We start from the raw sequence: 24556 nt of genomic DNA, 5'->3' as shown, positions 1-24556 counted from the left end.
CACGCATCCTCTCCACAGAGTTATCCACAGGGCCATTTGACCTGTGGAGGAGTCGGTCCTAGCGTGGGTTCACGACCGGATCTCGTTCCCGCGCGCGTGTCCCTCACCTCTCGATCCAGAGGATGTCGGAGGCCCGTGATCTGATGCTGGAAAGCGATTCCGGTCGGAACCGGCGGGCTGCATCTCCCGTCACGTCGTTGCGCCCGGCGCGGGGAAGGAGTGCGTGTGTCTATCGCTGACATCACGGAGGACCGGATGGGTGGGGCTCCGCGCCCCGAGCGCACGCCACCGCACGACCTGCTCGCCGAGCAGTCCACCCTGGGCGGCATGCTCCTGTCGAAGGACGCGGTCGCCGATGTCATCGAGACGCTTCGGGGCACCGACTTCTACATCCCCAAGCACGAGGTCATCTACGAGGCGATCCTCTCGCTGTACTCCCACGGCGAGCCCACGGACGTGGTCGCCGTCACGGATGAGCTCATCAAGACGGGCGATCTGCAGCGTGCCGGGGGAGCCGACTACCTGCACACCCTCACCTCGATTGTCCCCACGGCGGCCAACGCGGGCTATTACGGCAGCATCGTGGCCGAGCGGGCCCTCCTCCGCCGCCTCGTCGACGCCGGTACACGCATCGTGCAGATGGGCTACGCCGGGGAGGGAGACGCCACAGAGATCGTCAACAGCGCGCAGGCCGAGATCTACGGCGTCACCGGGCAGCAGACGGCCGAGGACTACGTCCCCCTGACCATCGCCGTCGACGCCGCCGTCGAGGAGATCGAGGCGGCACGCGGGCGCGACGGTCAGATGACCGGAATCCCCACGGGATTCCGCGAGCTGGACGAGCTCACCAACGGTCTGCACGGCGGTCAGATGATCGTCGTGGCCGCGCGTCCCGCCATGGGAAAGTCGACGCTCGCGCTCGACTTCGCCCGAGCCGCCGCCATCAAGCACGAGATGCCCACCATCTTCTTCTCGCTCGAGATGGGCCGCGCCGAGATCGCCATGCGTCTGCTCAGCGCGGAGGGCGGCATCATGCTGCAGAACCTCCGCAAGGGCATGATGGACAACCGTGACTGGACGCAGGTCGCCGCCACGCGAGGACGCATCAACGACGCCCCCCTCTACATCGACGACAGCCCCAACATGACGCTCGTCGAGATCCGCGCCAAGTGCCGTCGGCTCAAGCAGCGCGTGGGCCTGCGGATGGTGGTCATCGACTACCTCCAGCTCATGACGAGCGGCAAGCGCGTCGAGTCGCGTCAGCAGGAGGTCTCGGAGTTCTCGCGGGCCCTGAAGCTGCTCGCCAAGGAGCTCCAGGTGCCTGTCATCGCCCTGTCACAGCTGAACCGTGGTCCCGAGCAGCGGCAGGACAAGAAGCCCGCCATCAGCGACCTGCGTGAGTCGGGCTCCATCGAGCAGGACGCCGACATGGTCATCCTGCTGCACCGCGAGTCCGCCTACGACAAGGACGTGCGCCCCGGCGAGGCCGACCTCATCGTGGCCAAGCACCGTAACGGACCCACCGCGACCGTCCCCGTGGCATTCCAGGGCCACTACTCCCGCTTCACCGACATGGCCCCCGGGGAGGCTCCCGGCGGCCCCGGTCCCGACGACGGCGGCGGCTTCGACTGAGGCGAACCGGCGCGGGGGCGCCGGGACAGCAGTCAACGTCGGCGCGAAACCATGATCAGGTCCCGAATGCATGACGAATCCGCTGGATTCATCATTCATTCGGCAACCAGTCATGGATTCGACGCCGATCATGAGCGTGAAGTCGATACGCCGTCCACGTCGCCGGGCGCATCCCCACTGCCCCATGAAGACGGGAAGCCGGGGCACGACGTCGTGAGGTCATGACCACGTCGCGAGTTCATGACGTATTCGCCGGATCCGTCATGGATACCGCACCCAGTCATGGACTCAGTGCCGCTCATGAACGACGCTGCCGGCCAGTCATCCGCCGCGCCGCCGTGGCGCGGACCCGGGGTTCAGCATCTCGCCAATCGCCCTGGACTGCGGGGCGCCAACTCGGCTGCCGCCTACCGGCGCGTCCGCGGATCGCAAAGCCGTCCGGAAACGGGAGCCGCCACCGATCCCGTCAGCTTTCCTCGCGCGGCGCGCGGCCGATGATCGTCTGCGGCACCAGCCAGTCGCGCATGCGCGAGAGGTTCCCGAGCGGCGACCAGATGCCGATGTGCTCCTTGTCCAGCACGACCCCGGCCACACCGTGCGGAGCGAGGGATTCCAGGTAGTCGATCGCGCGGGGCGTGGGCAGCGCAAGCACCACCGACGCGTCCTGACCGAGCTGCGTCGCCGCCTCCCGTGCTCGAGCCCGGCAGCTGTAGATACAGATGACCGGACCCATTCCCGGCGGCTGCACAGCGTAGGGGGTGGGGGAGTCCGGCGTGCCCCGGTTCACGAAGAACCACAGCCCCAACCGTGCCGCAGCCTGCCACACCGCGATCTGACCGTCCTGGCCCGCTTCGCCCGATTCAGCATGAATGCGGTCGAGCTCCGTCACCAGCACGGGTGCGTTGTCGAGGTTCTCGGTGTCCATGTGTGAGCCCTTCGCCGATCGATGTGTCGAGCCTATGGCGCTCTCCGTCCCGAACGCCCCAGAACAGAGGCGGGGCGGGGATCTGCGATCCCCGCCCCGCCTTCCGTCGTCGCGCTTACTGAGCGGCGACCTCCTGCGCGCCCTTGAAGTAGAGAGTGCTGAGCGGGGTGAGCGTCCAGCCCTCCACTGTGGGCGCGAACATCACGTTGCGCGCACGGTAGTAGGTGTTGATGAGGGCGCTGTCCTGGCCGATGAGGATGTCCTCGGCCTGGTGCATGAGCTCGGCGCCCTTGGCGGCGTCGGTCTCCGAGTTGATCTGGGTGAGCAGTGCGTCGAACTCCGGGTTGGAGTACTTCGCGTTGTTCAGCTCGGAACCGCTGGCCCATCCGGCGAGGAACGTCATGGGGTGCAGGTAGTCGCCGCCCCAGCCCATCGCCGCGATGTCGAAGTTGCCGGCCTTGATGCCGTCGTAGTAGACCTTCCACTCCTGGGTGGTGATGGTCATGTCGATGCCGAGGTTCTTCTTCCACATCTGCTGCAGGGCCTCGGTCACCTTCTTCACCGTGTCGTCCGTGTAGTAGGACAGCTCGATGGGCGGCAGGCCTTCACCGTTCGGGTAACCGGCCTCGGCGAGGAGCTTCTGTGCGGCCTCGACGTCACCGGTGGGCGTGATGCCCCAGTCCGGCCGGTCCTCGGTGAAGTCCGTGCCGTCCAGCACATAACCGGGGGCGACGATGCCGGTGGCCGGCTTGTCGGTGGACTGCAGCACCTTGTCGATGAGGGCCTGACGGTCGATCGCGAGGCTCAGCGCCTGGCGAACCTTCGGGTTGTCGAAGGGAGCCTTGGTGAGGTTCATGATGAAGTAGCTCGTGCCGAACTGCGGAACCGTGTAGAGGTCCTCGCTGTCGGTCTTCAGGCGCGGGAGATCATCGGTGGGCACGGCGGAGATGCCGTCGACCTGGCCCGACTCGAACGCCGTGAGGGCCGTCGCCTGGTCGGGGATCACGCGGAGGGTGATCTCCTCGAGGCTGACCTTGTCGGCGTTCCAGTAGTTCGGGTTCTTCACCAGCGTGATGCTCTTGCCGAACGTCATGTCGCTGACCATGAAGGCGCCGTTGCTGACGTAGGTGTCGGCCTTCTTCGCCCAGGTGTCGGCGTTGCCCTCGACGACGTCCTTCTTGACGGCGTTGAACGGGTACATGTTCAGCATCGGCAGGAAGAACGGCGTGGGGGTCTTCAGCTTCACGACGAAGGTGTTCGCGTCAGGAGCAGTGATGCCCACGGCTTCCTTGTCGCCGGTTCCGGCGTAGAACTCCGCGGCACCCACGATGTAGTCGGTGAGCAGGTTCGCGTACTGCCCGGCGAGGTCCTGGTCGAGCACGCGGAACCACGAGTACAGGAAGTCCTCGGAGGTGAGCGCGCTGCCGTCGGACCACTTCAGATCCGGACGCAGGTGGAACGTGTACTCGAGGCCGTCGGCGCTCACGTCCCACGTCTCTGCGAGGCCGCCCACCAGTTCGTTCTTGGCGTCGTAGGTCACCAGCGGCTCGAAGGTGTTCATGATCACGGGGGAGGCGAAGCTGTTGCTCGTCACTCCCGGGTCGAGGCTATCGGCCTCCTCGTTGACGGCGAACACGATCTTCTGGTCGGCTGCGGCTGTGTCATTGCCCCCGCCGCCGGTGTCCCCGGCGGAGCAGCCGCTGAGCAGCAGGGCCGCGACCGCCACGAGCGCCGTGGCGCCCAGAGCGAGCTTCTTCATTGCGTTACTCCTTCGATTGTGGTGTTGCTGTGCGACGGGCGCGGGCCCGTCACGAGACCATGTGGCACGCGACCTGATGTCCGTTTCCGGTATCGCGCATCTCGGGGACGACGGTCGCGCAGATGTCCTGTGCGAGCGGGCAACGGGTGCGGAAACGGCACCCGCTCGGCGGCGTGATGGGACTGGGCAGGTCGCCATCGATGGACGCCTCGACGCGACGGCTCGACGCCGAAGGATCGGCGATCGGCACCGCCTTCAGCAGGCCCTGTGTGTACGGGTGGAGCGGGTTGCGGTAGATCTCTTCGCTCTCGCACAGCTCCACCAGCTGACCGAGGTACATCACGCCGACCCGGTCGGAGACGTGGCGCACCATCGCGAGGTCGTGCGCGATGAAGAGGTAGGTGATCCCGCGCTCCTCCTGGAAGTCGCGGAGCAGATTGATGACCTGCGCCTGCACCGACACATCCAGTGCGGAGATCGCCTCGTCGGCGATCACGACGCGAGGGTTGAGGATGAGCGCGCGTGCGATGCCTATCCGCTGACGCTGGCCGCCGGAGAATTCGTGGGGGTAGCGCGCGATGTGCTGCCCGGACAGCCCGACCGCCTCCAGCATGTCGCCCACGAGGTCGCGTGCCGCACGCGCGTTGCGCACCACGCGCTGTGCGATCAGCGGCTCGGCGATGATCTCTCCCACCGTCATCCTGTCGTTCAGCGACGAAGCTGGATCCTGGAAGATCATCTGGATCTGGGGTCGGATCGGGCGCAGCTCGCGGTCCTTCATCCGGGCGATGTCGACGCCACCCAGCCGGATGCTGCCCGCCGTCGGCTCATACATCCGGATGACGGTGCGTGCGACCGTCGACTTGCCGCAGCCCGACTCGCCCACGAGCCCCAGCGTCTCGCCGGCACCCACGGAGAAGCTCACGCCGTCGACCGCGTGCACCACGGCACCCCGCTTCCCGCTGACCGGGAAGTGCTTGACCAGACCCTCGACCTCAAGCATGAGCGCTCCTCACCTGGGTGAGCGGGTTGTTCTCGCTGGGCGCCTCCGGAGAGAGCAGATGACAGTGCGACACGTGGGTGTCGGACAGCCGGGTGGCCGGCGGGGGAGTGGTCTGGCAGATCTGTCGCGCGTAGGCGCACCGATCGGCGAACGCACAGCCCTGCGGCGGGAACATGAGATCCGGCGGGGTGCCCGGGATCGAGGCGAGCCGCTGGTCCCGGTCACCGTCGATGCGCGGGACGGAGGCGAGCAGGCCGAGCGTGTACGGGTGCGCGGTGTGCGAGAAGATCTCCTCCAGCGTCCCCTCCTCAACGATGGTCCCGCCGTACATGACGGCCACGCGCGAGCAGACCTCTGCCACCACGCCCAGGTCGTGGGTGATGAAGATCACACTCATCCCGAGCTCGGCCTGCAGGCGCCGGAGGATACGCAGGATCTGGTCCTGGATGGTGACATCCAGCGCTGTGGTCGGCTCATCGGCGATGAGCACATCGGGGTTGCACGCCAGCGCCATCGCGATCATCACGCGCTGGCGCATGCCGCCGGAGAACTCGTGCGGGTACGCCGAATAGCGGCGCTCGGGTTCAGGGATGCGCACCATGCGGAACAGCTCGAGAACGCGCTCCTTGGCCTCGGCCTTGGTCATCTTCTCGTGGGTGTCCAGCAGCTCTCGCACCTGCTTGCCCACCGGGATCAGCGGGTTCAGGCTCGACATCGGGTCCTGGAAGATCATCGAGATGCGCGCGCCGCGGACCGCGCGAAGTTCGGCATCCGACGCCGTGGCGAGGTCCTTTCCGTCGAACGTGACGGAGCCTGCGACGATGCGACCGCCGTGCGCCAGCAGCTGCATGATCGACATCGCGGTGACGCTCTTGCCGCTGCCGGACTCGCCCACGATCCCCAGGGTCTCGCCGGGAGCGAGCGTGAAGTCGACGCCGCGGACGGCCTTCACCTCACCCTTGCGGGTGAAGAACGACGTGTGGAGGTCGCGGACCTCGAGGACGTTCGTGCTCATGTCGTCACGACCTGTTCTGCCGGGGATCGAGCGCGTCGCGCAGCCCGTCGCCGATGAAGTTGAAGGCGAACATCAGGATGCAGATGGCACCTGCCGGGATGAACAGCTGGAACGGCGAGGAGCGCAGCGTCGCGAGCGCATCGTTGGACATGGTGCCGAGGCTCGCCATGGGCGGTGCCACACCCAGGCCGATGAAGCTCATGAACGCCTCGATGAAGATGGCGGAAGGGATGAGCATGGTGGCGGTCACCACGATCGAGCCCGTCACGTGCGGGATGATGTGCCGGCCGAGGATGCGCGCGTCGCTGGTGCCCATGGTCTTCGCGGCGGCGACGAACTCGCGCTGGCGGATCGTGAGCACCTGCCCCCGGACCACGCGCGCCATGTCGACCCAGTACACCGTCGACAGGGCGATCACGATGCTGAGGAATCCGCTGGAGCCGGCCATCAGCACCTGAATCAGCACCACGTACAGGATGAGCGGGATGGTGCTGACGATGTCGACGAAGCGCATCATCACCGCATCCACGTTCCCGCCGATGTAGCCGGAGATGCCGCCGTAGATCACGCCGATCACGAGGTTCACGGCCATGGCGATCAGGGCGATGAGCAAAGAGATGCGCAGGCCGAACATCAGGCGGGTGAGCATGTCGCGCCCCAGCCCGTCGGTTCCCAGCACGTGGTCGGTGTTCCACATCGTCGTGGAGTGCGTGATGGTCTTGCCGTCCTGCATCAGGGTGGGCGGCTTCACGCGGTAGTTGATCGTGAGCTCCTCACCGCCGCCGATGTCGAAGGTCATCCGCTTGGCGACCGGATCGTCCACGCCACCGCCGATGGTTCCCACCAGATGGCCGCCGGAATCCAGTTCCACGAGGGTCAGGCTCTGCGTCGCGACGAAGAGCCGGCCGTCGACGTCGGTGGCCTGCATGACCGGTGGCAGATTGACGTGGTCCAGGTTCTGCTCGTCGTACGAGTATGGCGACAGCGCCGGCCCGATCAGCGCGAACAGAGCCATGATGACGACGACCACCACCCCGGTCACGGCGGAGGGCCGGCGCAGGAAGCCGGTGACCGCACGGCGCGCGAAGGACTCGCTCGGGCGGCGCAGCTGCTCCGCGTCACGGGGCGTGCGAGTGGCCGGGGCCCACGGGTCGGCCGGGGCAGCGGCGGTGATGTCCTGGGTCATGAGACGAACTCCATCTTGCGCTCGCTCATTTCAGCCGGATCCGCGGGTCGATCAGGCTGTAGAGGATGTCGACCAGGAACATCATTGCGATGAGGATCGCCGCGTAGAACACGGTGACGCCCATGATGGCCGTGTAATCACGGTTCGAGATTGAATTGACGTAGTGCTGCCCGAGACCGGGAATGGCGAAGATCTTCTCGATGACGAACGAGCCGGTGATGAGGCCCGCGAGGATGGGCCCGAGAACCGCGAGCACGGGGATCATCGCGTTGCGCAGTGCGTGGCGCAGCACGATGGCGCTCGGGCGCAGCCCCTTCGCCTTCGCCGTGCGGATGTAGTCGCGGCCGAGTTCTTCGAGCAGGCTCGCCCGCACCAGACGGGTGATGAAGGCCAGCGCGAACCCGCTGCCGGCGATGATCGGCATGATGTACGCGGCGGGGCTGTCGAGGCCGAAGGCGGGCAACACGCCGAGCTTCAGTGAGAACACGTACATCAGCAGCGTGGCGATGACGAAGGATGGCAGGGCGACACCGATCGTCGCGAGCACCATGGTCACGAAGTCCTGCCAGCGGCCGTTGCGCACCGCGGCGACGATTCCCAGGGGCAGGGCGATGAGCAGCGCGAACGCGACGGTGAGCACACCGAGTTGCGCCGAGATGGGAAACCCGGAGCCGATCAGCTCGTTCACCTGCATGCCCTCGTACTTGAACGAGGGGCCGAGGTCCAGGCGCAGGAGCCCCAGCATGTACGTGCCGTACTGCACCATGATCGGGTCGTTGAGGTGGTACTTCGCCTGCAGCGCGGCTTCGACGGCGGGGGGCAGATTGCGATCCGACGTGAACGGTCCGCCCGGGATCGCGTGCATCATGAAGAAGGTGAGCGTCGCGATGATCCACAGAGCGACGAGCATGAAGGCGATCCGCTTCATCACATACTTCGCCACGGCCACCTCCCTGTCGTCTGGTACCTGAGATTATTCTGCAATCCCACCGTTTCGTACCAACTCAGTCCATAGAATCGCCGTAACGTTTCTGCATCGCCCGCCTAATCCGACAATTCGTCCAGATTTTGCCCACTTCGACGTTCTCCGGGAGGACAGAATGAAGCTCGATGAGACGCATCGCGCCATGATCGACCTGTTGCGTGTGGACGGGCGGATGTCGGTCAACGCCCTGGCGGCCGAGCTGGGCATCTCGCGATCGAACGCGTATCAGCGATTCGAGCGGCTGGTGGAGGCGGGCGTGATCACGCGGTTCACCGCGGAGGTGGACCCTCGCGCGGTCGGACTGGGGGTGTCGGCGCTGGTGTTCGTCACGATCGAACAGAGCCGCTGGGCGGAGTTTCGAGCATCGCTGGGGGAGATCCAGGAACTCGAGCATTTCGCGGTGATCACGGGCGAACACGATGCGATGCTGCTCGTGCGCGCCACCGACGTCACCGACATCCACCTGCTGGTATCCGTGCAGCTGGCGCAGTGGCCCTCGATCAAGTCGACAGAGACCGTGTTCCTCATGGACGAGGAGCGCGCGCTCGCGGCCCTGCCGGTGGGGAAGGGGCGTGCCCCCGCCGAGGTGCTGGACGGCCAGGCGGCCGGGAAGACCCGCTTCGTCCGCTCGCGGGCACGCTGAGCGGAGACGACGGATGCCGGCGCGGATCACTCCGCGCCGGCATCCGGGTGGCGAGCTCAGCCCGCCGTGAGAGGCATCTTCTCGTCGAGCGCCGGGATCTCCTTGTCGCCGTCCTTCGCCGCGAGTCGCGTGTAACTGACGGTCAGGTTGTCCTTCGTCGGGTTCTGCACGTAGTACATGCACCACCCGGTCCCCGTCGCACCGCTCTCGACGTCGTCGAGGGGCGTCAGGCCCTGCGCGACCATGTCGTCCTTCACCGAGGAGGTGATGTCCGAGGTCGGGACGTTCATGTCCGAGGTGGCGAGCTGGAGCGAGGTGCAGCTCACGCCGCCGTAGTACTTCTCGCCGCGCGAGACCGTGTACTCCACACCGACGTAGGTGGCACCGCCGGGCGCGGTGGCCCAGTCTCCCGAACCCGTGAAGCCGAAGGCGATGGCCGTGGCGGTCGCGGTGTCCTCACGTGCCGGGTCGGTGACAGTCGGCGAGGTGACGGTGATCTTCTCGATCTCACCCGAGGATGCGGGTGCATCCGTTGTGGGCGAAGCGCTCGGCTCCTCGGTGATGGGCGTGCCCTCCGCGGTCGGCTCAGCGGCCGGGGTGCTGGGCGAGGTGTCGCCGGAGTCGGACGCGGGTGCGCTGCATCCGCTGAGAGCGATGGCACCCGCCGTGAGCAGTCCGGCGAGCAACAGTGATGTCCGCTTCATGATTCCCCCTGAATCCCTGTCCGCGAGTCCCGATGACTCGCGGACCAGCAGTCAGTATAGGCAGGTCAGGCGACCGAGCGTGGGTGCGGGCTTCGCCGCCGGCCCGATCAGCGCGGGTCCCCGACGATGCCGCGCAGCCGCGTGAGGGTGCCGGAATCCTTGCGGGCGAGCCCGAGGACCGTGGCGACCTCGAGCGCGATCAGTGCGTGGCCGGTGGCGTTGGGGTGGAACGGATCGGCGAGGAGCTGCCACGGGATGCCGTCGATCCGCCCCCGTCCGCGATCCTGGAACCGCGCGAAGACGTCGACCAGGATCACTCGGTGGGCTTTCGCGGTGGCGCGCATCGCCTCGGCGAACTCGGGTACGCGGGCCCGCTCGGGGGCATGGAGCTCGTCCACCGGAGGCGGCGTGAGCAGCACGGGGATCGCGCCCAGTCGTCGGACGCGCGCGATGAAGTCATCGAGTGACGCAGCGTACTCCTCCGCCGAGATCAGCGGCACCTTTCCGGAGGCCGAGCAGTCGTTGGTGCCGATCATCAGCGTCACGATGTGGGGACGCCACCGGGCGACGCGCTGATCGAAGTCGGCGAGCAGTTGCGCCGTGCGCCAGCCGCTGATCGCCGTGTTGATCATCGCGTCGCGGGAGCGGCCGAGATCCCCGCGCACCAGCTCATGGAGGTGGTCGACATAGTTGCGTGCGCCCTGGGTGTGCACCAGGCCATGGGTGATGGAGTCGCCGGTGTGCACCCACGTGATCGGGTCTGCGGCGGACAGCAGCGAACGCAGGCGGCGGGCCTCAGAGTTCCACATGGGTACCAGTCTCTCGGGATCGGCCGGTCAGGGGCTGCAGCGCGCGAACCCGGTGCCGGAGACGACCCTCCGGCACCGGGTTCACGCATGATGCCCCTGCGACTCAGGCGATCTCGCCCGCGGCGACCGCTTCGGCGTAGGCGGCGACGCGGGGGAGGTGGTGCGCGCCGTAGAAGTCGGCGGCGGTCAGGCGCCCGGCGTCGTCGGCCGCGGGCGACTCGTGGCGCAGCACCGCGATGACGGCCAGGGCGTGCATCCAGCCGCCGGCGAGAGTGCCCAGGAGCATCAGGTACGGGACGCTGACCGCCGCGGCGTCACGTGGTGAGGCGGCGAAGCCGAGGAGATCCGTCGTCGCCTGGCGGGCTGCCTCCACGGCACGTTCCAGCCGGCGTGCGGAGCGGGTGGCCACGGGGTGAGCCAGCGCGCCGAGATCGGCGATGGTGGTCTCGATTGACGCGAGGAGCGCCGCGGCGGTGGCTCCGCCGTCGCGGATGGTCTTGCGGCCGACGAGGTCGTTCGACTGGATGGCCGTGGTGCCCTCGTAGATCGGGGTGATGCGTGCGTCGCGGTAGTGCTGGGCGGCACCGGTCTCCTCTATGTAGCCCATACCGCCGAACACCTGGATGGCGTCGCTGGTGAGACGCAGCGCCTCCTCGGTGGTCCAGCCCTTGAGGATCGGAACGAAGAACTCCGCCATCGCGCGGAGCGACGCGTCGTTCTCGCTGCGGTCGAGGAGGTCGGCCGAGTACACGCCGAGAGCGCGCATCGCGAAGATCTCGCTGGAGGTAGACAGCAGCAGACGACGCACGTCGGGATGCTCGGCGATGGTGGCTCCGGCCGGGCGATCCAGCACCGGACCCTGGACGCGCATCGCGGCGTAGGAGCGGGAGAGCTGCTGTGCACGATCGGCGATACCGGTCGCCTGGAAGCCCATGCCGGCGCGTGCGGAGTTCATCATGATGAACATGCCCGCGAGGCCCCCGCCCACCTCACCGACGAGGTAGCCGGTCGCGTCCTCGTAGGACAGCACGCAGGTGGGGGAGCCGTGGATGCCGAGCTTGTGCTCGATGGACACGGTGGTGATCGCATTGCGGGCGCCGAGGGAGCCGTCGGGGTTCGGAAGGAACTTCGGGGCGACGAACAGCGACAGGCCCTTGGCCCCGGCGGGCGCTCCGGGCGTGCGCGCGAGCACCAGGTGCACGATGTTCTCGGCCACGTCGTGATCGCCCCAGGTGATGAAGATCTTCTGACCGGAGATGCCCCAGCTGCCGTCATCGCGGGGGGTTGCCAGAGTGCGGATGGCGCCGAGATCCGTGCCGGCCTCGGGCTCGGTGAGGTTCATCGTGCCGGTCCACTCGCCCGAAACGAGCCGGGTGAGGTACATCTCGCGCAGTTCATCCGATGCGTGGGCGTCGAGGGCATGGATCTGTCCCGCGGTGAGCAGCCAGCACAGCGCGAACGCCGCGTTGGAGGCGTTCCAGATCTCGCCCAGGCCGGCGCGGATCGCGCCCGGAAGACCGTCGCCCCCCGCGGATTCGGGGGCCTCCGCGCTGATCCAGCCCGCCTCCACGAACTGCCGGTACGCGTCGGCGAAGCCCGCGGGAAGGTGCACCTTACCGTTCTCGAAACGAGCGCCCTCACGATCACCGACCGTTTCCAGCGGTGCGAGGACCGCGCTCGCGAACTCGCCGGCACCGGTGAGCACCTCGACGCCGTCGTCGGCGGAAAGCGCTCCATCGGTGGCACGGTACACGATGTCCTCGCCGAACAGCTCGTTCAGCAGGAATGCATAGTCCTCGATAGGTGCGCGGTACTCGGATGCGTCGGCCACGGCATGCTCCTCAGGGCGATGGATGAGACTGAGGTTCAGTGTACGTGACACGCGGTCTCAGAACAACGGTTCGACTCATACCCCGGGATCGGCGGGCCGCACGCCCTGCTGCTGTGACGCGGTCGGCGGCGGGGTGTGAGTCGTTGCGGCGACCAGGTCAGGGGTCGTGTGCGTGGGCGCCGCTGCCGCCTCGGCCGCGCGGGCACGGTCTCGCCGTCGCCGCATGATGACCAACACCACGGCCCCGGCGAGGGCGATCAGCACCAGCCAGGGGAGTGCGACGCTCACGTTCAGCAGAGTGGCCAGCCAGAATCCGGCGAACCCGTTCCACCCGACCGCCAGGGCGTCGCCGACCGTCTGCGGCTGGGTCGGGTCATGGTGTCCGTCGCCGCCGATGACGAGGGTGATCGTGCTCATGGCGACCTTGTCGGCCATCGCCCGCAACTCGGATTCGATGGTCTCCAGCCTGGTCTGGCGCTCGCTCAGCGACTCCTCGAGCTCGGCCAGGTCGCTGGGCGTCTGCGCGGCGGCGAGCCAGCTCTCGTAGCGCTCGACAGATGTGCGCAGTGAGCTCGCCCGTGCTTCGAGGTCGCGCTGCGCGGTGCTGACGTCCTCGGACGTCACCTGGGTTCGGCTGACGGTTCCGATGCTCGTCAGCTGTTCGCGCACGTCCTCGATCTTGGCCACGGGGATGCGGGCCGTGAGGGTGGCGCGTGCCTCCGTGAGATCGGCCGACGCGTACTCGTCGCGATCCTCGATGCGCCCGCCCGCCGCGACGACGGCCTCCGTCGCCGAGCGCGCCGCGGCCATCGGGTCGGACGAGGTGAGCCAGATGGTGCCCGTGATGATCTCCGCAGCCTCGGCGGGTGCATCGGCAGCCGCCGGCTGCGCATCGGCGGGCTGGACGGCGGCGGGCTGGGCTGCGGAACCCGCCGATCCCGCGTTCGAGGCCGAGCATCCGGTGAGCAGGATCGCGGCCGTGAGGAGTGCTGCGGCGAGCGATCGGCGTCGTTGCGTGATCGTCATGCCGACACGTTAGGTCTCTGCCTCGCCTGACGGCTACGGCTCCCGGTCACGATCGCGTCTCCGTCCGATCACGGCTCGGCCACGCTCAGGTGACGGTCGGATAACGGCCGGTGAGAACTGAATCCGGAGGCGCCGCGGCGCGCAGGAAACGCTCCATGGCTGCGGGTGCGGCGGCCAGCGGCACCCCCACGCGCCGCGACAGGTTGACGGTGCGGCGGAGGTCGGCGCCGAGCCGGTCTCCACGGAGGGCCGGGCGGCCGGACAGCACCGTCTGCGGGACGACGGCCACGCCCACCCCGCGCTCCACGAACCGCAGCACAGCGTCCATCTCGGCACCCTCCACGGCGATGGTCGGCACCAATCCCGCGGAGGCGAAGGCGGCATCGGTGGCCACGCGCAGGTCGTAGCCGCGGTGGAACATCACGAGCGGCAGCGTGGCCAGGGTGGCCAGCGTCATCGGCGTTTTTCCGGTGGGCTCCCCGTCGGCAGCCGATGCCAGCACCAGTTCCTCCGTGAACAACGGTTCCGAGGCGACTGCCGGATCGTCGGGCACGCTCGGCCGTGTGACGGTGAGCGCCAGGTCCAGGGCGCCACCAGCGAGCTCCTCGACGAGCTCGCGCGAGCCCGCTTCGCGGATGACCACGTCCACCCCCGGATGTGCACGCCGGAACGAGGCGAGTGCATCCGCCACGATCGACACGCACAGCGTGGGCGGCGCCCCGAGCCGCACCCGGCCACGACGCAACTGCGCGAACTCGTCCATCTCCTGCCGCGCCGCCTCCGCATCGGCGAGCATGCGCCGGGCGATCGGCAGCAGCGCCTCGCCCTCGGTGGTGAGCACTGCCCCGGTGCGGCCGCGGATGAACAGCGTCACCCCGAGCTCGACCTCCAGAGCCGCGATCTGGCGGGACAGCGATGGCTGCGAGAGGAAGAGCTCGTCCGCCGCATGGGTGAAGTTGCCGCTGCGGGCGACCGCTTCGAAGGATCGGAGATGGGCGAGTTGCATGTCCTGAGCGTATGGGATCGAGACCAACTATGCATTGGAGTAATCCGTCGCGCGCTCCTAGCGTCGAAGACATGAGCACAACCCTCCGCACCGAGCGGCAACTGACCACCTCCGTCCTCGTCATCGGAACCGGTGGCGCGGGTCTTCGCGCCGCCATCGAGCTGGCCGAGCGGGGCATCGACGTGCTCGCGGTGGGAAAGCGCCGCAAGCACGATGCCCACACCACACTCGCGGCGGGCGGCATCAATGCGGCACTGGCGACGATGGATCCCGAGGACAGCTGGCAGCAGCACGCCGCCGACACCCTGCGGGAGTCGTACTTCCTCGCCGATCCCGGCATCGTGGAGGTCGTCACGCGCAACGCGGCGCGCGGCATCGAAGACCTGGAGCGCTGGGGCATGCCGTTCGCCCGGGAGGAGGACGGCCGCATCAGCCAGCGCTTCTTCGGCGCCCACACGTACCGGCGGACCGCGTATGCGGGGGATTACACCGGTCTGGAGATCCAGCGGACCCTGCTGCGCCGAGCTGCCGAACTCGACGTCCCGATCAACGACAGCGTGTACGTGACCCGGCTCCTCGTCGCCGACGGGCAGGTCTTCGGTGCCTACGGCTTCGACGTGGTCGACGGAACCCCCGTGATCATCCACGCCGACGCCGTCATCATCGCCGCCGGCGGTCACAACCGGATCTGGCGCTATACCTCCTCGCGGCGCGACGAGAACACCGGGGACTCGTTCCGGCTGGCCGCCCTCGCCGGCGCTCGAATCCGCGATGCGGAGCTGGTGCAGTTCCACCCGTCCGGGATCCTCGAGCCGGTGGAGATGGCCGGCACCCTGGTGTCGGAGGCGGCGCGGGGTGAGGGTGGGATCCTCACCAACGCTCAGGGCGAGCGGTTCATGGCGCGCTACGACCCGGAGCGCATGGAGCTCTCGACCCGTGACCGGGTGGCGCTGGCCAACTACACGGAGATCGCGGAGGGTCGCGGAACGGCGAACGGCGGCGTCTGGCTGGACGTCTCCCACCTGCCGCGCGAGACGATCATGGCGAAGCTGCCCCGGTTGTACCGCACCATGATCGATCTGCAGATGCTGGACATCACGCAGCAGCCGATGGAGGTGGCGCCCACCGCGCACTACTCGATGGGCGGCGTATGGGTGGACGCGGCGGATCACGGCACCGGTGTGGAGGGGCTCTATGCCATCGGTGAGGCATCCAGCGGATTGCACGGTGCGAACCGGCTGGGCGGGAACTCCCTCATCGAGCTCATGGTCTACGGACGCATCACGGGGGAAGCGGCGGCAGAGTACGCCCGCTCGCGCACCCGGATCCACCGTTCACCGGCGGCCGTGGCGGAGGCGCGCGCGGAGATGGCGCGACTCCTCGACCCTGCAGGCGGGGAGAGCGCACGGGTGCTGCAGCGCGCGATCCGCGACATCATGACCGAGCACGCCGGCGTGGTGCGCACCGAAGAGGGCCTTCGCGAGGGGCTGCGTCGCCTGGCGGAGGTAGAAGAGCGCGCCACCCACGTCTCCGCCCACCCCGACATCGCGGGATACGACGACCTCGCGCACGCCTACGATCTGCTCGGTTCCCTCCTGGCTGCACGCGCCACCCTCGAGTGCGCTCTCGAACGGCGTGAGACGCGCGGGTGCCACAACCGCGCCGACTTCCCCGAGACGGATCCCGCGCTGCGCGGGAACATGGTGTGGACCCCCGGCGGCGGCGTGGTGTTCGAGGAACTGCCGGAGGCGCCGGACTCCTTCCGTGACCTTGCGCAGGTGCAGACCTCATCCGACGTCGCGGGCAAGCTCGTCGAGTGATGTCGCGGAGGGCTCATCCAGACGAAGGGTGAGCCCTCCGCTTTCTATCCACAGGACGAGAACGCCGTCGCCGTCCGGGAGCTAGAGTTTCGGCACGATCGAGTTCGGGACGACTCGTTCGTGCATCTGGGGAACTCGTCGCGATTCGCAATCGATGATGGGTGCGTGTGGGGGACGGGGGCCTGATGGCGCTATTCAATCGACGTCGGCGCGACGACGACGAGCAGCCGGGCAGCGGTACGGTCGCGGAACGGGCATCCGACGAGGACTCGCTCAGTGCGATCGAGGCCCTCTTCGCACCGCCCGCACCGCCTGCGGCGCTTGCGCTGGAACTGCCCACACTCATCGAACCCGCACCGCCAGCGGCGGCACCCGTCGCTCCCGCATCCGGCATCGGTCCGGCGCCGGCCACCGATGCACCGCTCGGCACCGTTGTGCCCGGCCAGATGATCGATCCCGTCCCGGCCGATTCCGACCCGGCGCCGCCGGACAACCGTGGGCGAGGGTGGTCGCCCGGCCGTATCGGCACCGAAGAAGAGAGAGCAAGAATGGCACATCTGGAGCAGTCAGTACAGGACCTCCTGGCGATCGACGGGGCTATCGGCGCGGCGATCGTCGATTCCGGATCGGGGATGACGCTCGCGGAGGGCGGACAGCCGGGCTTCGATCTGGCCATCGCCGCAGCCGGAACGTCCAACATGGTCCGCACCAACGTGCAGACGATGCGCGATATCGGCCTGACAGCCGCGACCGAGGACATCCTCATCACGCTGGATCAGCAGTACCACCTCATCAACGTGCTCCACAGCGCGGGCAACGAGGGGCTGTTCGTCTACCTCGTGCTCGACCGCGCCCGCGCCAACCTGGCTCTGGCTCGGCACAAGCTGGCGCAGGCGGCGGGCCAGATCCAGATCTGATCATCGCACTTGACATGGGGCTACTTTCTTCAAGAAAGTAGCCCCATGCCTTTGCGTTCCGACTGGTCCGAGGCCGGGTGCGTCATCGCACGCGCGGCCGACGTGCTCGCCGACCCGTGGGTGCTGGTCATCCTCCGTGAGCTCTTCAGCGGGCGCAGCCGATTCGACGAGCTCCGTGATGCGACGGGTGCAGCAGACAGCGTGCTGGCCCGCCGGCTGCGGACCATGACCGATGCGGGCCTCATCCGGCACGCAGAGAGCGGCGGATACGCGCTGACGAACGCAGGTGAGCGGACCCTGCCGATCCTGCACGCGTATGCGGGCTTCACGCGCGCGGTCGAGCCGCCGAGCGACGGCGGACTGCGGATCAGCTGTACGCGATGTGGCACAGAGGCGGTATCGGCGGACTGGTGCCCCACCTGTGCCGCCCCCCTCGATGCCGAATCCACCACGTGGATGCGTCCGAGCATGGGTGAGCCGTTCCCCGTCGTCGGGGGAGGCCCGCGGTGAGCCGCCGTGGCACCGGCCGCATCCATCCGGCGTGGTTCGTCGCAGGCGCCGCCCTGGTGGCGCTGATCGGTGCGGCGGGCTTCCGCGCCGCACCCGGCGTGCTGATGGTGCCGCTGCACGAGGAGTTCGGCTGGTCCATGACGCAGATCAGCCTGGCGGTGACGGTGAACCTCGTGCTCTACGGCGTCACCGCGCCGTTCGCCGCCGGCCTGATGCAGCGCTTCGGAATCCGCCGTGTCACCACGGCTGCGCTGCTGGTGATCGCGGCCGGTGCAGCACTCACCGTGTTCATCGACGCTCCCTGGCAGCTGCTGCTCACCTGGGGGCTGCTCATCGGGCTCGGTACCGGATCCATGGCCCTCGTGTTCGCGGCGACCGTCACCGACACCTGGTTTGTGAAGCGTCGCGGTCTGGTCTCCGGCGTTCTCACCGCCGGGAGCGCCACCGGTCAGCTGATCTTCCTTCCGGTGATCGCCACGACCGCCGAGGAACTGGGCTGGCGGATTGCCTCGCTCATCATCGCGGGTGGTGCCCTCGTCGTGGTCCCGGTGGTGGTGCTGCTGCTGCGGGATCGCCCGTCGGATATCGGTGTGCTGGCCTACGGCGCGGCGGCAGCGGATGTGGAGACGGCGGTGGCGCCGGCTGCGGAGGTGACCATGGCGCCGCGGGAGAGCGCGGTCCGTCTGGCGCTGGGTGCATTGCGTGAGGCGAGCCGTTCCCGTGCGTTCTGGGCGCTCGCGGTCGGTTTCGCGATCTGCGGCGCCACCACCAACGGGCTGGTGGGCACCCACTTCATCCCGAGCGCCCATGATCATGGGATGCCGCAGACCACCGCGGCAGGACTGCTCGCGGTGGTGGGCATCTTCGACATCGCCGGGACCGTGCTGTCGGGGTGGCTCACCGACCGGGTCAATCCACGCATCCTCCTGGCGGCGTACTACGCGCTGCGCGGCGTCAGCCTGTTCCTGCTGCCGACGCTGCTCTCGGCCACCGTGCAGCCCAGCCTCGTGGTCTTCATCGTGATCTACGGACTGGACTGGGTGGCCACGGTGCCGCCGACGATCGCCCTCTGCCGTGAGCTGTTCGGGGCACGCGGGCCGCTGGTGTTCGGGTGGGTCTTCGCGGCGCACCAGGTTGGGGCCGCGTTCGCTGCGACCCTCGCCGGCATCGTCCGCGACCAGACGGGCCAGTACACGGTCGCCTGGATCACCGCCGCCGTGCTGTGCCTCGTCGCGGCACTGGTGAGCGGCACCATCGCACGCCGACGCGAGGCGGTGTCCGAGCCCGCCTCCTGACGTGGCGGCGGCGATCGGGCAGGATCGGGGTATGACCGACGAACTCCACCTCGACACCATGGCGGTACATGCCGGACGCGACGATCTCGCGGCCCTCGGCGTGCACGCCCTGCCCATCGATCTGTCCAGCACCAACCCGCTGCCGGACATCGAGCACGGCGGCGACTCCTATGAGTCCATGGCCACCGGAGGTCACCCCGACCCCGCGGGCGGGATGGTGTATCAGCGGTTGTGGAACCCGACCGTCGCCCGCTTCGAGGAGGCGCTGGCGAAGCTGGAGCATGCCGAGGCCGCGGTGGCCTTCGGATCGGGGATGGCGGCGATGACGGCGGCCATCCTCGCCCTCACGGCCGCCGGCGGGCGGCATGTGGTCGCCGTGCGTCCGATCTACGGCGGCACCGATCACCTCCTCGGAACCTCCCTTCTGGCCACCGAGGTCACGTTCTGCACCGCGGCGGAGGTGGCTGCGTCGGTGCGTGAGGACACCGCTCTCGTTGTGATCGAATCGCCGGCGAACCCCACCCTGGAGCTGGTGGACATCGCCGCGGTGGTCGAGGCGGCCGGCGGCGTGCCGGTCCTCGTCGACAACACCTTCGCCACCCCTGTGCTGCAGAACCCGCTGGATCTGGGAGCGGCCCTCTCGCTGCACAGCGCCACGAAGTACCTCGGCGGCCACGGCGACGTAGTCGGGGGCATCATCGCGACCGACGAGGCGACTGCCGTGAAGCTGCGCCAGGTCCGAGCGGTGACCGGAGCCCTGCTCCATCCGCTCGCCGCCTACCTGCTGCACCGCGGCCTTCCCACGCTGCCCCTGCGCGTGCGGGCACAGCAGGCTTCGGCCGAGATCATCGCGCGGCGGCTCGGGGACCACCCGGCCGTTGCCCGTGTGCACTATCCCGGGCTCGACGGCGACCCGCAGGGCATCCTCGCCCGTCAGCAGCGCGGCCCCGGAGCCATGATCGCGGTGGAGCTCGTCGGCGGCTACGCTGCCGCCGCCCGCGTCACCGAGCACGTGAAGCTGTTCACGCACGCCGTGTCACTGGGCGGGGTCGACTCGCTGATCCAGCACCCCGCCGCCCTCACCCACCGTCCGGTCCCGCCCGAGGCGCGTCCGGCCGCCAACGTGCTGCGCCTGTCGATCGGCCTCGAAGACGTCCGCGACCTCATCGCCGACCTCGAGGGCGCGCTGGACGCGGTCGCGGGCGACTGACATGCGCGTGGCGGTGGCCGGCGGCACCGGCGTGGTGGGGCGGCTCATCGTGTCCGAGGCGCGCGATCGTGGCCACGACGTGATCTCGCTCTCGCGTGCCGACGGCGTGGATCTCACCACAGGAACGGGGCTCGATCTGAGCGGCGTCGGTGCCGTGGTCGACGTCTCCTCGGTGTCTGCCACGGCTGCTGATGCGGCAATCCGCTTCTTCCGGACCGTTTCGCGGACGCTGGTGGACGCCGGTGCCGCCGCGGGCGTGAAACACCACCTCGCGCTGTCGGTCGTGGGCGTCCCCGAGGCGCCATTCGGCTACTACGCGGGCAAGGCGGCACAGGAGCGCGTTGTGCGGGGCGGCCCGGTGCCGTGGACGATTCTGCGGGCGACGCAGTTCCACGAGTTCGCGGGGCAGGTGTTGGACGCCGCCCGGATCGGTGGCGTGTCCCTGGTTCCGAAGATGCGCTCGCAGCCGCTCGCCGCGTCCGTCGTCGCCCGCCGGGTCGTGGAGCTGCTGGAGACGGGGCCGCAGGGCGTCGCCCGGGAGATCGCCGGTCCCCGCGAGGAGCGGATGGCCGACCTGTCGCGACGGTGGGCGGCGCATCACGGCGAGCGCCGGCGGATCGTCGAGGTGCCGCTGCCCGGTGCGTGGGGTGCGGCGATCCGCGACGGTCGCATTCTGCCCGGCCCCGATGCCGATCTGCTGGGACCGTCGTTCGATGACTGGCTCAGCGCGAGCTCTCGGCAATAGGGTCGGGACATGGTGCATGTTCTCGATGAAGCGATCGCCGTCACCCGCACGAACGACGAAACCGTGGCGGCACGAACGCATCCGCAGTGGGAGAACATGGTCGGCCCGTTCGGCGGGATCACCGCGGCCACGGTGGCTTCGGCCGTGCTCTCGCATCCGGACCTGCTCGGGGAGATCGTCGCGGTCACGGTGAATTTCGCAGCGCCCATCGCGGCGGGGGAGTGGAGCATCGTCGCCGAACCGGTGCGCACCAATCGCACCAGCCAGCACTGGGCGATCACCGCTCGTCAGGGTGCGGACGTGGTCGTCACCGCCACGGCCGTCACGGGCGTGGACCGGGACACGTGGGGCGATACCGAGGCCGTGATGCCGGAGGTGGGTGCGCCCGACACCTATGCCGAAACCCGCATCCCGTTCCCGCTGAAGTGGCTGGAGAACTATCGGATGCGCTTCATCGCGGGCGAGATCCCGATGCCGCCGGCTCCGCTGGCCGACGACGCGGACACGATGTTCTGGCTCCGCCACGCTGAGGAGCGAGCCTGGGATGCGCCCGCACTCATCGCCGCGAGCGACGCGTTCTACCCCCGTGTGTTCCGCCGCCGCGGGCCCGCCGTACGCGCCAGCACCATCACGCTGACCACCTACCTGCATGCGCCCGCCGGTGAACTCGCCGCCGCGGGCGCCCACCTCCTGCTGCGGGCCGGAGCATCGCGGTACGGGCGCGGGCTGTTCGAGCAGCGCGGCGAGATCTGGAGCGAGGCCGGTGCACTGCTGGCCACGACGTATCAGCTGGTGTACTTCTCCGAGCCCCGGACCGGCTCATGACGGATCTGCCGCTGCGACCCGGCGACGACGCCTTCCCTCGTCACGTCTTCGATGCGCTCGGAACGCCTCCGGTGCCTTTCGAGGAGCGCATCGGCGGCGCGATCCAGGTGGTGGAGAAGAGACCGAAGAACGGCCCGATCACCCTGATGACCTCGGGGGCGTCGCGCCTGCAGACCGACTCGGGCGAACGTGTGGAGCTGGCGATCGAGGTGCTGCCGGACCAGGTGGGTGCCGCGTTCGTCGCCTTCACGATCGTCTGTGACGACATCGCGCAGAACCGTCGCGTGCCGCCGCTGGAAGTGCCCTGGCGCAACGATGTTCCGTTCCTCAACGGAACGCGCATCTCGGCCATCCTGGCGACGGGTTCCCGGTGGGGAAGCCGATTCGACGACGTCCGTGTCCGGCGACGCACCGTCGGTCATGTGCGCACGCTGCGACTGCTCACGGACGACGAGGCCCGGTTCGCCGCGCATGCCGGGTGGGACGGGCTGGCCACGCGCGCGGGCTCCATCGACGAGCTGTTGGATGTGACGCGCACCGGCGTGGTCTCCCCCGAGGACGCGCCGGGGTACCGCCCGGACGCGCCGGTGATCGTGTCGCGGCTGCACGAGCAGCATCCGCCCCGCTGGCTGACGGCCGCGCCGCGGGAGTTCCGCTCGGTGACCGGTCTCGAGTCGCCGGAGTACATGGCCGACGCCGCCAACTTCGAGATCTGGTCGCTGTCGACCTACGTCTCCCGCTTCCCGTGGGTCGAGCACTTCCTGCGAATCGCGGAGACCGGCCAGACGGCGAGATTCACCGATGAGTCCGGTGACTTCGCCTACGACGACTGAGTGTCAGCGGGCGAGCGCGACGGGCTCGATGCCGAGTGCGAGGGCGATCCCCGAGAGATACGCCTCCTGATCGAAGTCCTCCAGCAGCGAGGAGAAGAGCAGGAAGCCGGGGCCGAGCCCCGCGATCACTAGTCCCACCCGCCGGGACCAGTCGTCCACGCCCGCGGGAACGACCTCCGGATGCGCTTCGCCCCAGGCGCTGACCACGGCGATGAGTGTGGCCCGCAGCTCGGAGAAGACGCGTGTGAGCCCGGCGCGGAGATGCTCATCCGCTGCCGCCTCGGCCCAGAGCTGCACCACGACGCCGCTGAACGGCTCGTTTCGCACGCCCTCGAGCACGGCGCGCATGACCGCGGAGGGGTGGGGGACGTCCGACCCCGACAACGCCTGCACTTCGGCGATGCGCGCTCCCAGCACTCGCTCCGCGACCGCGTGCACCAGCGCCTGCTTGCCGTCGAAGTAGCCGTAGATCGCGCCGGCGGACAGCCCCGACTCCGCGATGATGTCCGCCATCGAGGTGCGGGAGTAGCCGTTTCGCAGGAACACCCGCATAGCGGCGTCGATGATCGCGCTGCGCCGCGCGGCGCGGTGCTCGTCGCTGACCTTCGGCATCGCCACCTCCCTGTGTTGACAACCTTATCGCTCGAGAGCATCATACAGAACGAACATTCGTTTTTATTTTGAGGGGCACCCATGAACGCCACAGCGCACGACCCGCGCTTTCACACCCCGCTGCTGCGCGCCACCGGCATCGGCGTCGCGCTGTCCATCGTGATCGGGGTGATCCTGCTCGCCTTCGCCTGGCCTTCGGTGACTGCGTCGCCGAAGGACGTCCCGGTGGGGATCGTCGGCTCAGGCGAGCAGCTCGCGGCCATCGAGGAACAGGTGAATGAGAAGGCCGACGGTGCCATTGCCCTCGTCGATTACGACGACCGGGACGCCGCGGTGGCTGCGATCGAGCGACGCGACGCCTACGGTGCCGTCATCCTCGGCGCGGATGCGACCACGGCACCCGAGGTGCTGACCGCGTCCGCGGCGAACCCGGCGGTGGCGCAGCTGCTGCAGGGCGTCGCGACGCAGGTCCAGGCCGCGGTGGACGCGCAGATCCGAACGCAGGTGGAGGCCGGCATCGCCGCCGCCCAGCAGCAGGCGGCGACGCAGATGCAGCAGGCGCTCGCGGCGGTGCAGGCAGGTCAGCAGCCGCAGCTTCCCGCTGCCGACGCAGCTGCGCCGTTCACGATCCCGACCGTCACGGTGCAGGTGACCGACGTGGTTCCGCTCGCCGACACCGATGAGCGAGGCACGGGCCTGGCCGTCGCAGCCTTCCCGCTCGTGCTGGGCGGCCTGCTCGGCGGTGTGCTGCTGTCGATTCTGATCAAGGGCGCCGCCCGTCGTCTGTTCGCCGTCGTGGTGTACTCGGCCGCCGCGGGACTCGTGGTGGCGGGCGTGCTGCAGGCGTGGTTCGGCGTGCTGCAGGGCTCATACGCACTGAACGCCCTCGCACTGGGGCTCGCGGTCGGCGCGATCTCCGCCACGGTGACCGGCCTCTACGGACTGCTGGGGACTCCGGGCATCCCGGCGGGTGCGGTCGTCATGATGCTGTTTGCCAACCCGTTGTCCGCTGCGACCATGCCCGTCGAATTCCTGCTGCGACCCTGGGGCGCGATCGGGCAGGCGTTCCCTCCGGGAGCGGCCGGAACGCTGCTGCGCGATCTGTCCTACTTCCCCGCTGCCGACGTGTCGGGTCCATGGACGGTCCTGCTGCTGTGGTTCGTGGGCGGACTGCTCGCCACCGTCGTCGCCATCTTCCGCGAGCATCGCCGCGCCCGCGCCGCCGTCGCCCCCGCCGTCGCCGTGGCATGAGCCGTAGGATCGAG

General features: G+C 68.7%; 23 protein-coding genes. 11 read left to right on the top strand and 12 right to left on the bottom strand.

What is annotated here, in order from left to right:
- Positions 1 to 255 precede the first annotated feature (255 nt).
- Positions 256 to 1632 carry a replicative DNA helicase gene (gene dnaB / locus ACIQJ5_RS14795; RefSeq protein WP_231092875.1) on the top strand — a complete coding sequence of 459 codons (1377 nt, stop codon included), beginning with the start codon at positions 256 to 258 and terminating at the stop codon, positions 1630 to 1632.
- Positions 1633 to 2098: 466 nt separating this feature from the next.
- Here the strand turns inward: dnaB and ACIQJ5_RS14790 are convergent, their stop codons facing one another.
- The 6 genes from ACIQJ5_RS14790 to ACIQJ5_RS14765 form a co-directional block, all read right to left on the bottom strand.
- Positions 2099 to 2557: a hypothetical protein gene (locus ACIQJ5_RS14790; RefSeq protein ID WP_402845017.1), complete on the bottom strand. Its 459-nt coding sequence runs from the start codon at positions 2555 to 2557 to the stop codon at positions 2099 to 2101.
- A 115-nt stretch (positions 2558 to 2672) separates the two neighbouring features.
- Entirely contained in the window at positions 2673 to 4316 is a 1644-nt protein-coding gene (locus ACIQJ5_RS14785) for an ABC transporter substrate-binding protein (protein WP_402845015.1), read from the bottom strand.
- Between the two features lie 49 nt (positions 4317 to 4365).
- Positions 4366 to 5319, bottom strand: coding sequence for an ABC transporter ATP-binding protein (locus ACIQJ5_RS14780; protein ID WP_231092787.1), 954 nt, complete (start codon positions 5317 to 5319; stop codon positions 4366 to 4368).
- Positions 5312 to 6334 (bottom strand): ABC transporter ATP-binding protein, encoded by a 1023-nt coding sequence (locus ACIQJ5_RS14775; protein WP_402845013.1) that lies wholly within the window; start codon positions 6332 to 6334, stop codon positions 5312 to 5314. The genes ACIQJ5_RS14780 and ACIQJ5_RS14775 overlap by 8 nt, the downstream gene beginning before the upstream one ends.
- 4 nt (positions 6335 to 6338) lie before the next feature.
- Positions 6339 to 7520 carry an ABC transporter permease gene (locus ACIQJ5_RS14770; protein ID WP_402845011.1) on the bottom strand — a complete coding sequence of 394 codons (1182 nt, stop codon included), beginning with the start codon at positions 7518 to 7520 and terminating at the stop codon, positions 6339 to 6341.
- 25 nt (positions 7521 to 7545) lie between these two features.
- Complete coding sequence (locus tag ACIQJ5_RS14765) at positions 7546 to 8463, bottom strand: ABC transporter permease (RefSeq protein WP_231092790.1); 918 nt, start codon at positions 8461 to 8463, stop codon at positions 7546 to 7548.
- A gap of 157 nt (positions 8464 to 8620) precedes the next feature.
- Here ACIQJ5_RS14765 and ACIQJ5_RS14760 point away from each other — a divergent pair, with 157 nt between their 5' ends.
- Positions 8621 to 9148 (top strand): Lrp/AsnC family transcriptional regulator, encoded by a 528-nt coding sequence (locus tag ACIQJ5_RS14760; RefSeq protein WP_231092791.1) that lies wholly within the window; start codon positions 8621 to 8623, stop codon positions 9146 to 9148.
- 56 nt (positions 9149 to 9204) lie between these two features.
- Here the strand turns inward: ACIQJ5_RS14760 and ACIQJ5_RS14755 are convergent, their stop codons facing one another.
- The 5 genes from ACIQJ5_RS14755 to ACIQJ5_RS14735 form a co-directional block, all read right to left on the bottom strand.
- Entirely contained in the window at positions 9205 to 9852 is a 648-nt protein-coding gene (locus tag ACIQJ5_RS14755; protein ID WP_402845009.1) for a hypothetical protein, read from the bottom strand.
- Between the two features lie 107 nt (positions 9853 to 9959).
- A complete protein-coding gene (locus ACIQJ5_RS14750) occupies positions 9960 to 10661 on the bottom strand; it encodes an SGNH/GDSL hydrolase family protein (RefSeq protein WP_231092793.1) in 702 nt (233 codons plus the stop codon).
- Between the two features lie 103 nt (positions 10662 to 10764).
- Positions 10765 to 12492: an acyl-CoA dehydrogenase gene (locus tag ACIQJ5_RS14745; RefSeq protein WP_231092794.1), complete on the bottom strand. Its 1728-nt coding sequence runs from the start codon at positions 12490 to 12492 to the stop codon at positions 10765 to 10767.
- 75 nt (positions 12493 to 12567) lie between these two features.
- Entirely contained in the window at positions 12568 to 13518 is a 951-nt protein-coding gene (locus ACIQJ5_RS14740; protein WP_402845006.1) for a DUF4349 domain-containing protein, read from the bottom strand.
- Between the two features lie 85 nt (positions 13519 to 13603).
- On the bottom strand, positions 13604 to 14524 hold the full coding sequence (locus ACIQJ5_RS14735) for a LysR family transcriptional regulator (RefSeq protein ID WP_231092796.1): 921 nt from the start codon (positions 14522 to 14524) through the stop codon (positions 13604 to 13606).
- Between the two features lie 71 nt (positions 14525 to 14595).
- On the opposite strand from ACIQJ5_RS14735, the gene ACIQJ5_RS14730 reads away from it, so the two are divergent.
- From ACIQJ5_RS14730 to ACIQJ5_RS14695, 8 genes are all read left to right on the top strand, one after another.
- The gene (locus ACIQJ5_RS14730) at positions 14596 to 16344 is read left to right on the top strand and encodes an L-aspartate oxidase (protein WP_231092797.1); all 1749 of its coding nucleotides are present in this window, start codon (positions 14596 to 14598) and stop codon (positions 16342 to 16344) included.
- A 185-nt stretch (positions 16345 to 16529) separates the two neighbouring features.
- Positions 16530 to 17261, top strand: coding sequence for a hypothetical protein (locus ACIQJ5_RS14725; protein ID WP_231092798.1), 732 nt, complete (start codon positions 16530 to 16532; stop codon positions 17259 to 17261).
- A gap of 45 nt (positions 17262 to 17306) precedes the next feature.
- Positions 17307 to 17771, top strand: a complete 465-nt coding sequence (locus ACIQJ5_RS14720; RefSeq protein ID WP_231092799.1) for a helix-turn-helix domain-containing protein — start codon at positions 17307 to 17309, stop codon at positions 17769 to 17771.
- Complete coding sequence (locus ACIQJ5_RS14715; RefSeq protein WP_231092800.1) at positions 17768 to 19066, top strand: MFS transporter; 1299 nt, start codon at positions 17768 to 17770, stop codon at positions 19064 to 19066. The genes ACIQJ5_RS14720 and ACIQJ5_RS14715 overlap by 4 nt, the downstream gene beginning before the upstream one ends.
- A 31-nt stretch (positions 19067 to 19097) precedes the next feature.
- The gene (locus ACIQJ5_RS14710; protein ID WP_402845001.1) at positions 19098 to 20276 is read left to right on the top strand and encodes a trans-sulfuration enzyme family protein; all 1179 of its coding nucleotides are present in this window, start codon (positions 19098 to 19100) and stop codon (positions 20274 to 20276) included.
- A gap of 1 nt (position 20277) precedes the next feature.
- A complete protein-coding gene (locus ACIQJ5_RS14705; RefSeq protein ID WP_402844999.1) occupies positions 20278 to 21021 on the top strand; it encodes an SDR family oxidoreductase in 744 nt (247 codons plus the stop codon).
- A gap of 9 nt (positions 21022 to 21030) precedes the next feature.
- Complete coding sequence (locus tag ACIQJ5_RS14700; protein ID WP_402844997.1) at positions 21031 to 21846, top strand: acyl-CoA thioesterase; 816 nt, start codon at positions 21031 to 21033, stop codon at positions 21844 to 21846.
- The gene (locus ACIQJ5_RS14695; protein ID WP_402844995.1) at positions 21843 to 22679 is read left to right on the top strand and encodes a suppressor of fused domain protein; all 837 of its coding nucleotides are present in this window, start codon (positions 21843 to 21845) and stop codon (positions 22677 to 22679) included. The genes ACIQJ5_RS14700 and ACIQJ5_RS14695 overlap by 4 nt, the downstream gene beginning before the upstream one ends.
- 3 nt (positions 22680 to 22682) lie before the next feature.
- Here ACIQJ5_RS14695 and ACIQJ5_RS14690 read toward each other — a convergent pair whose 3' ends face one another.
- Positions 22683 to 23291, bottom strand: coding sequence for a TetR/AcrR family transcriptional regulator (locus ACIQJ5_RS14690; protein WP_402844993.1), 609 nt, complete (start codon positions 23289 to 23291; stop codon positions 22683 to 22685).
- 81 nt (positions 23292 to 23372) lie between these two features.
- Between ACIQJ5_RS14690 and ACIQJ5_RS14685 the strand changes: the two genes are divergently transcribed.
- Complete coding sequence (locus ACIQJ5_RS14685) at positions 23373 to 24542, top strand: hypothetical protein (RefSeq protein ID WP_402844991.1); 1170 nt, start codon at positions 23373 to 23375, stop codon at positions 24540 to 24542.
- Positions 24543 to 24556 lie beyond the last annotated feature (14 nt).

The sequence above is a fragment of the Microbacterium sp. GXS0129 genome, assembly GCF_044769785.1.
In the GTDB taxonomy this organism is placed as follows: Bacteria; Actinomycetota; Actinomycetes; order Actinomycetales; family Microbacteriaceae; genus Microbacterium; species Microbacterium nymphoidis.
This window is presented reverse-complemented; position numbering and strand designations above follow the sequence as displayed.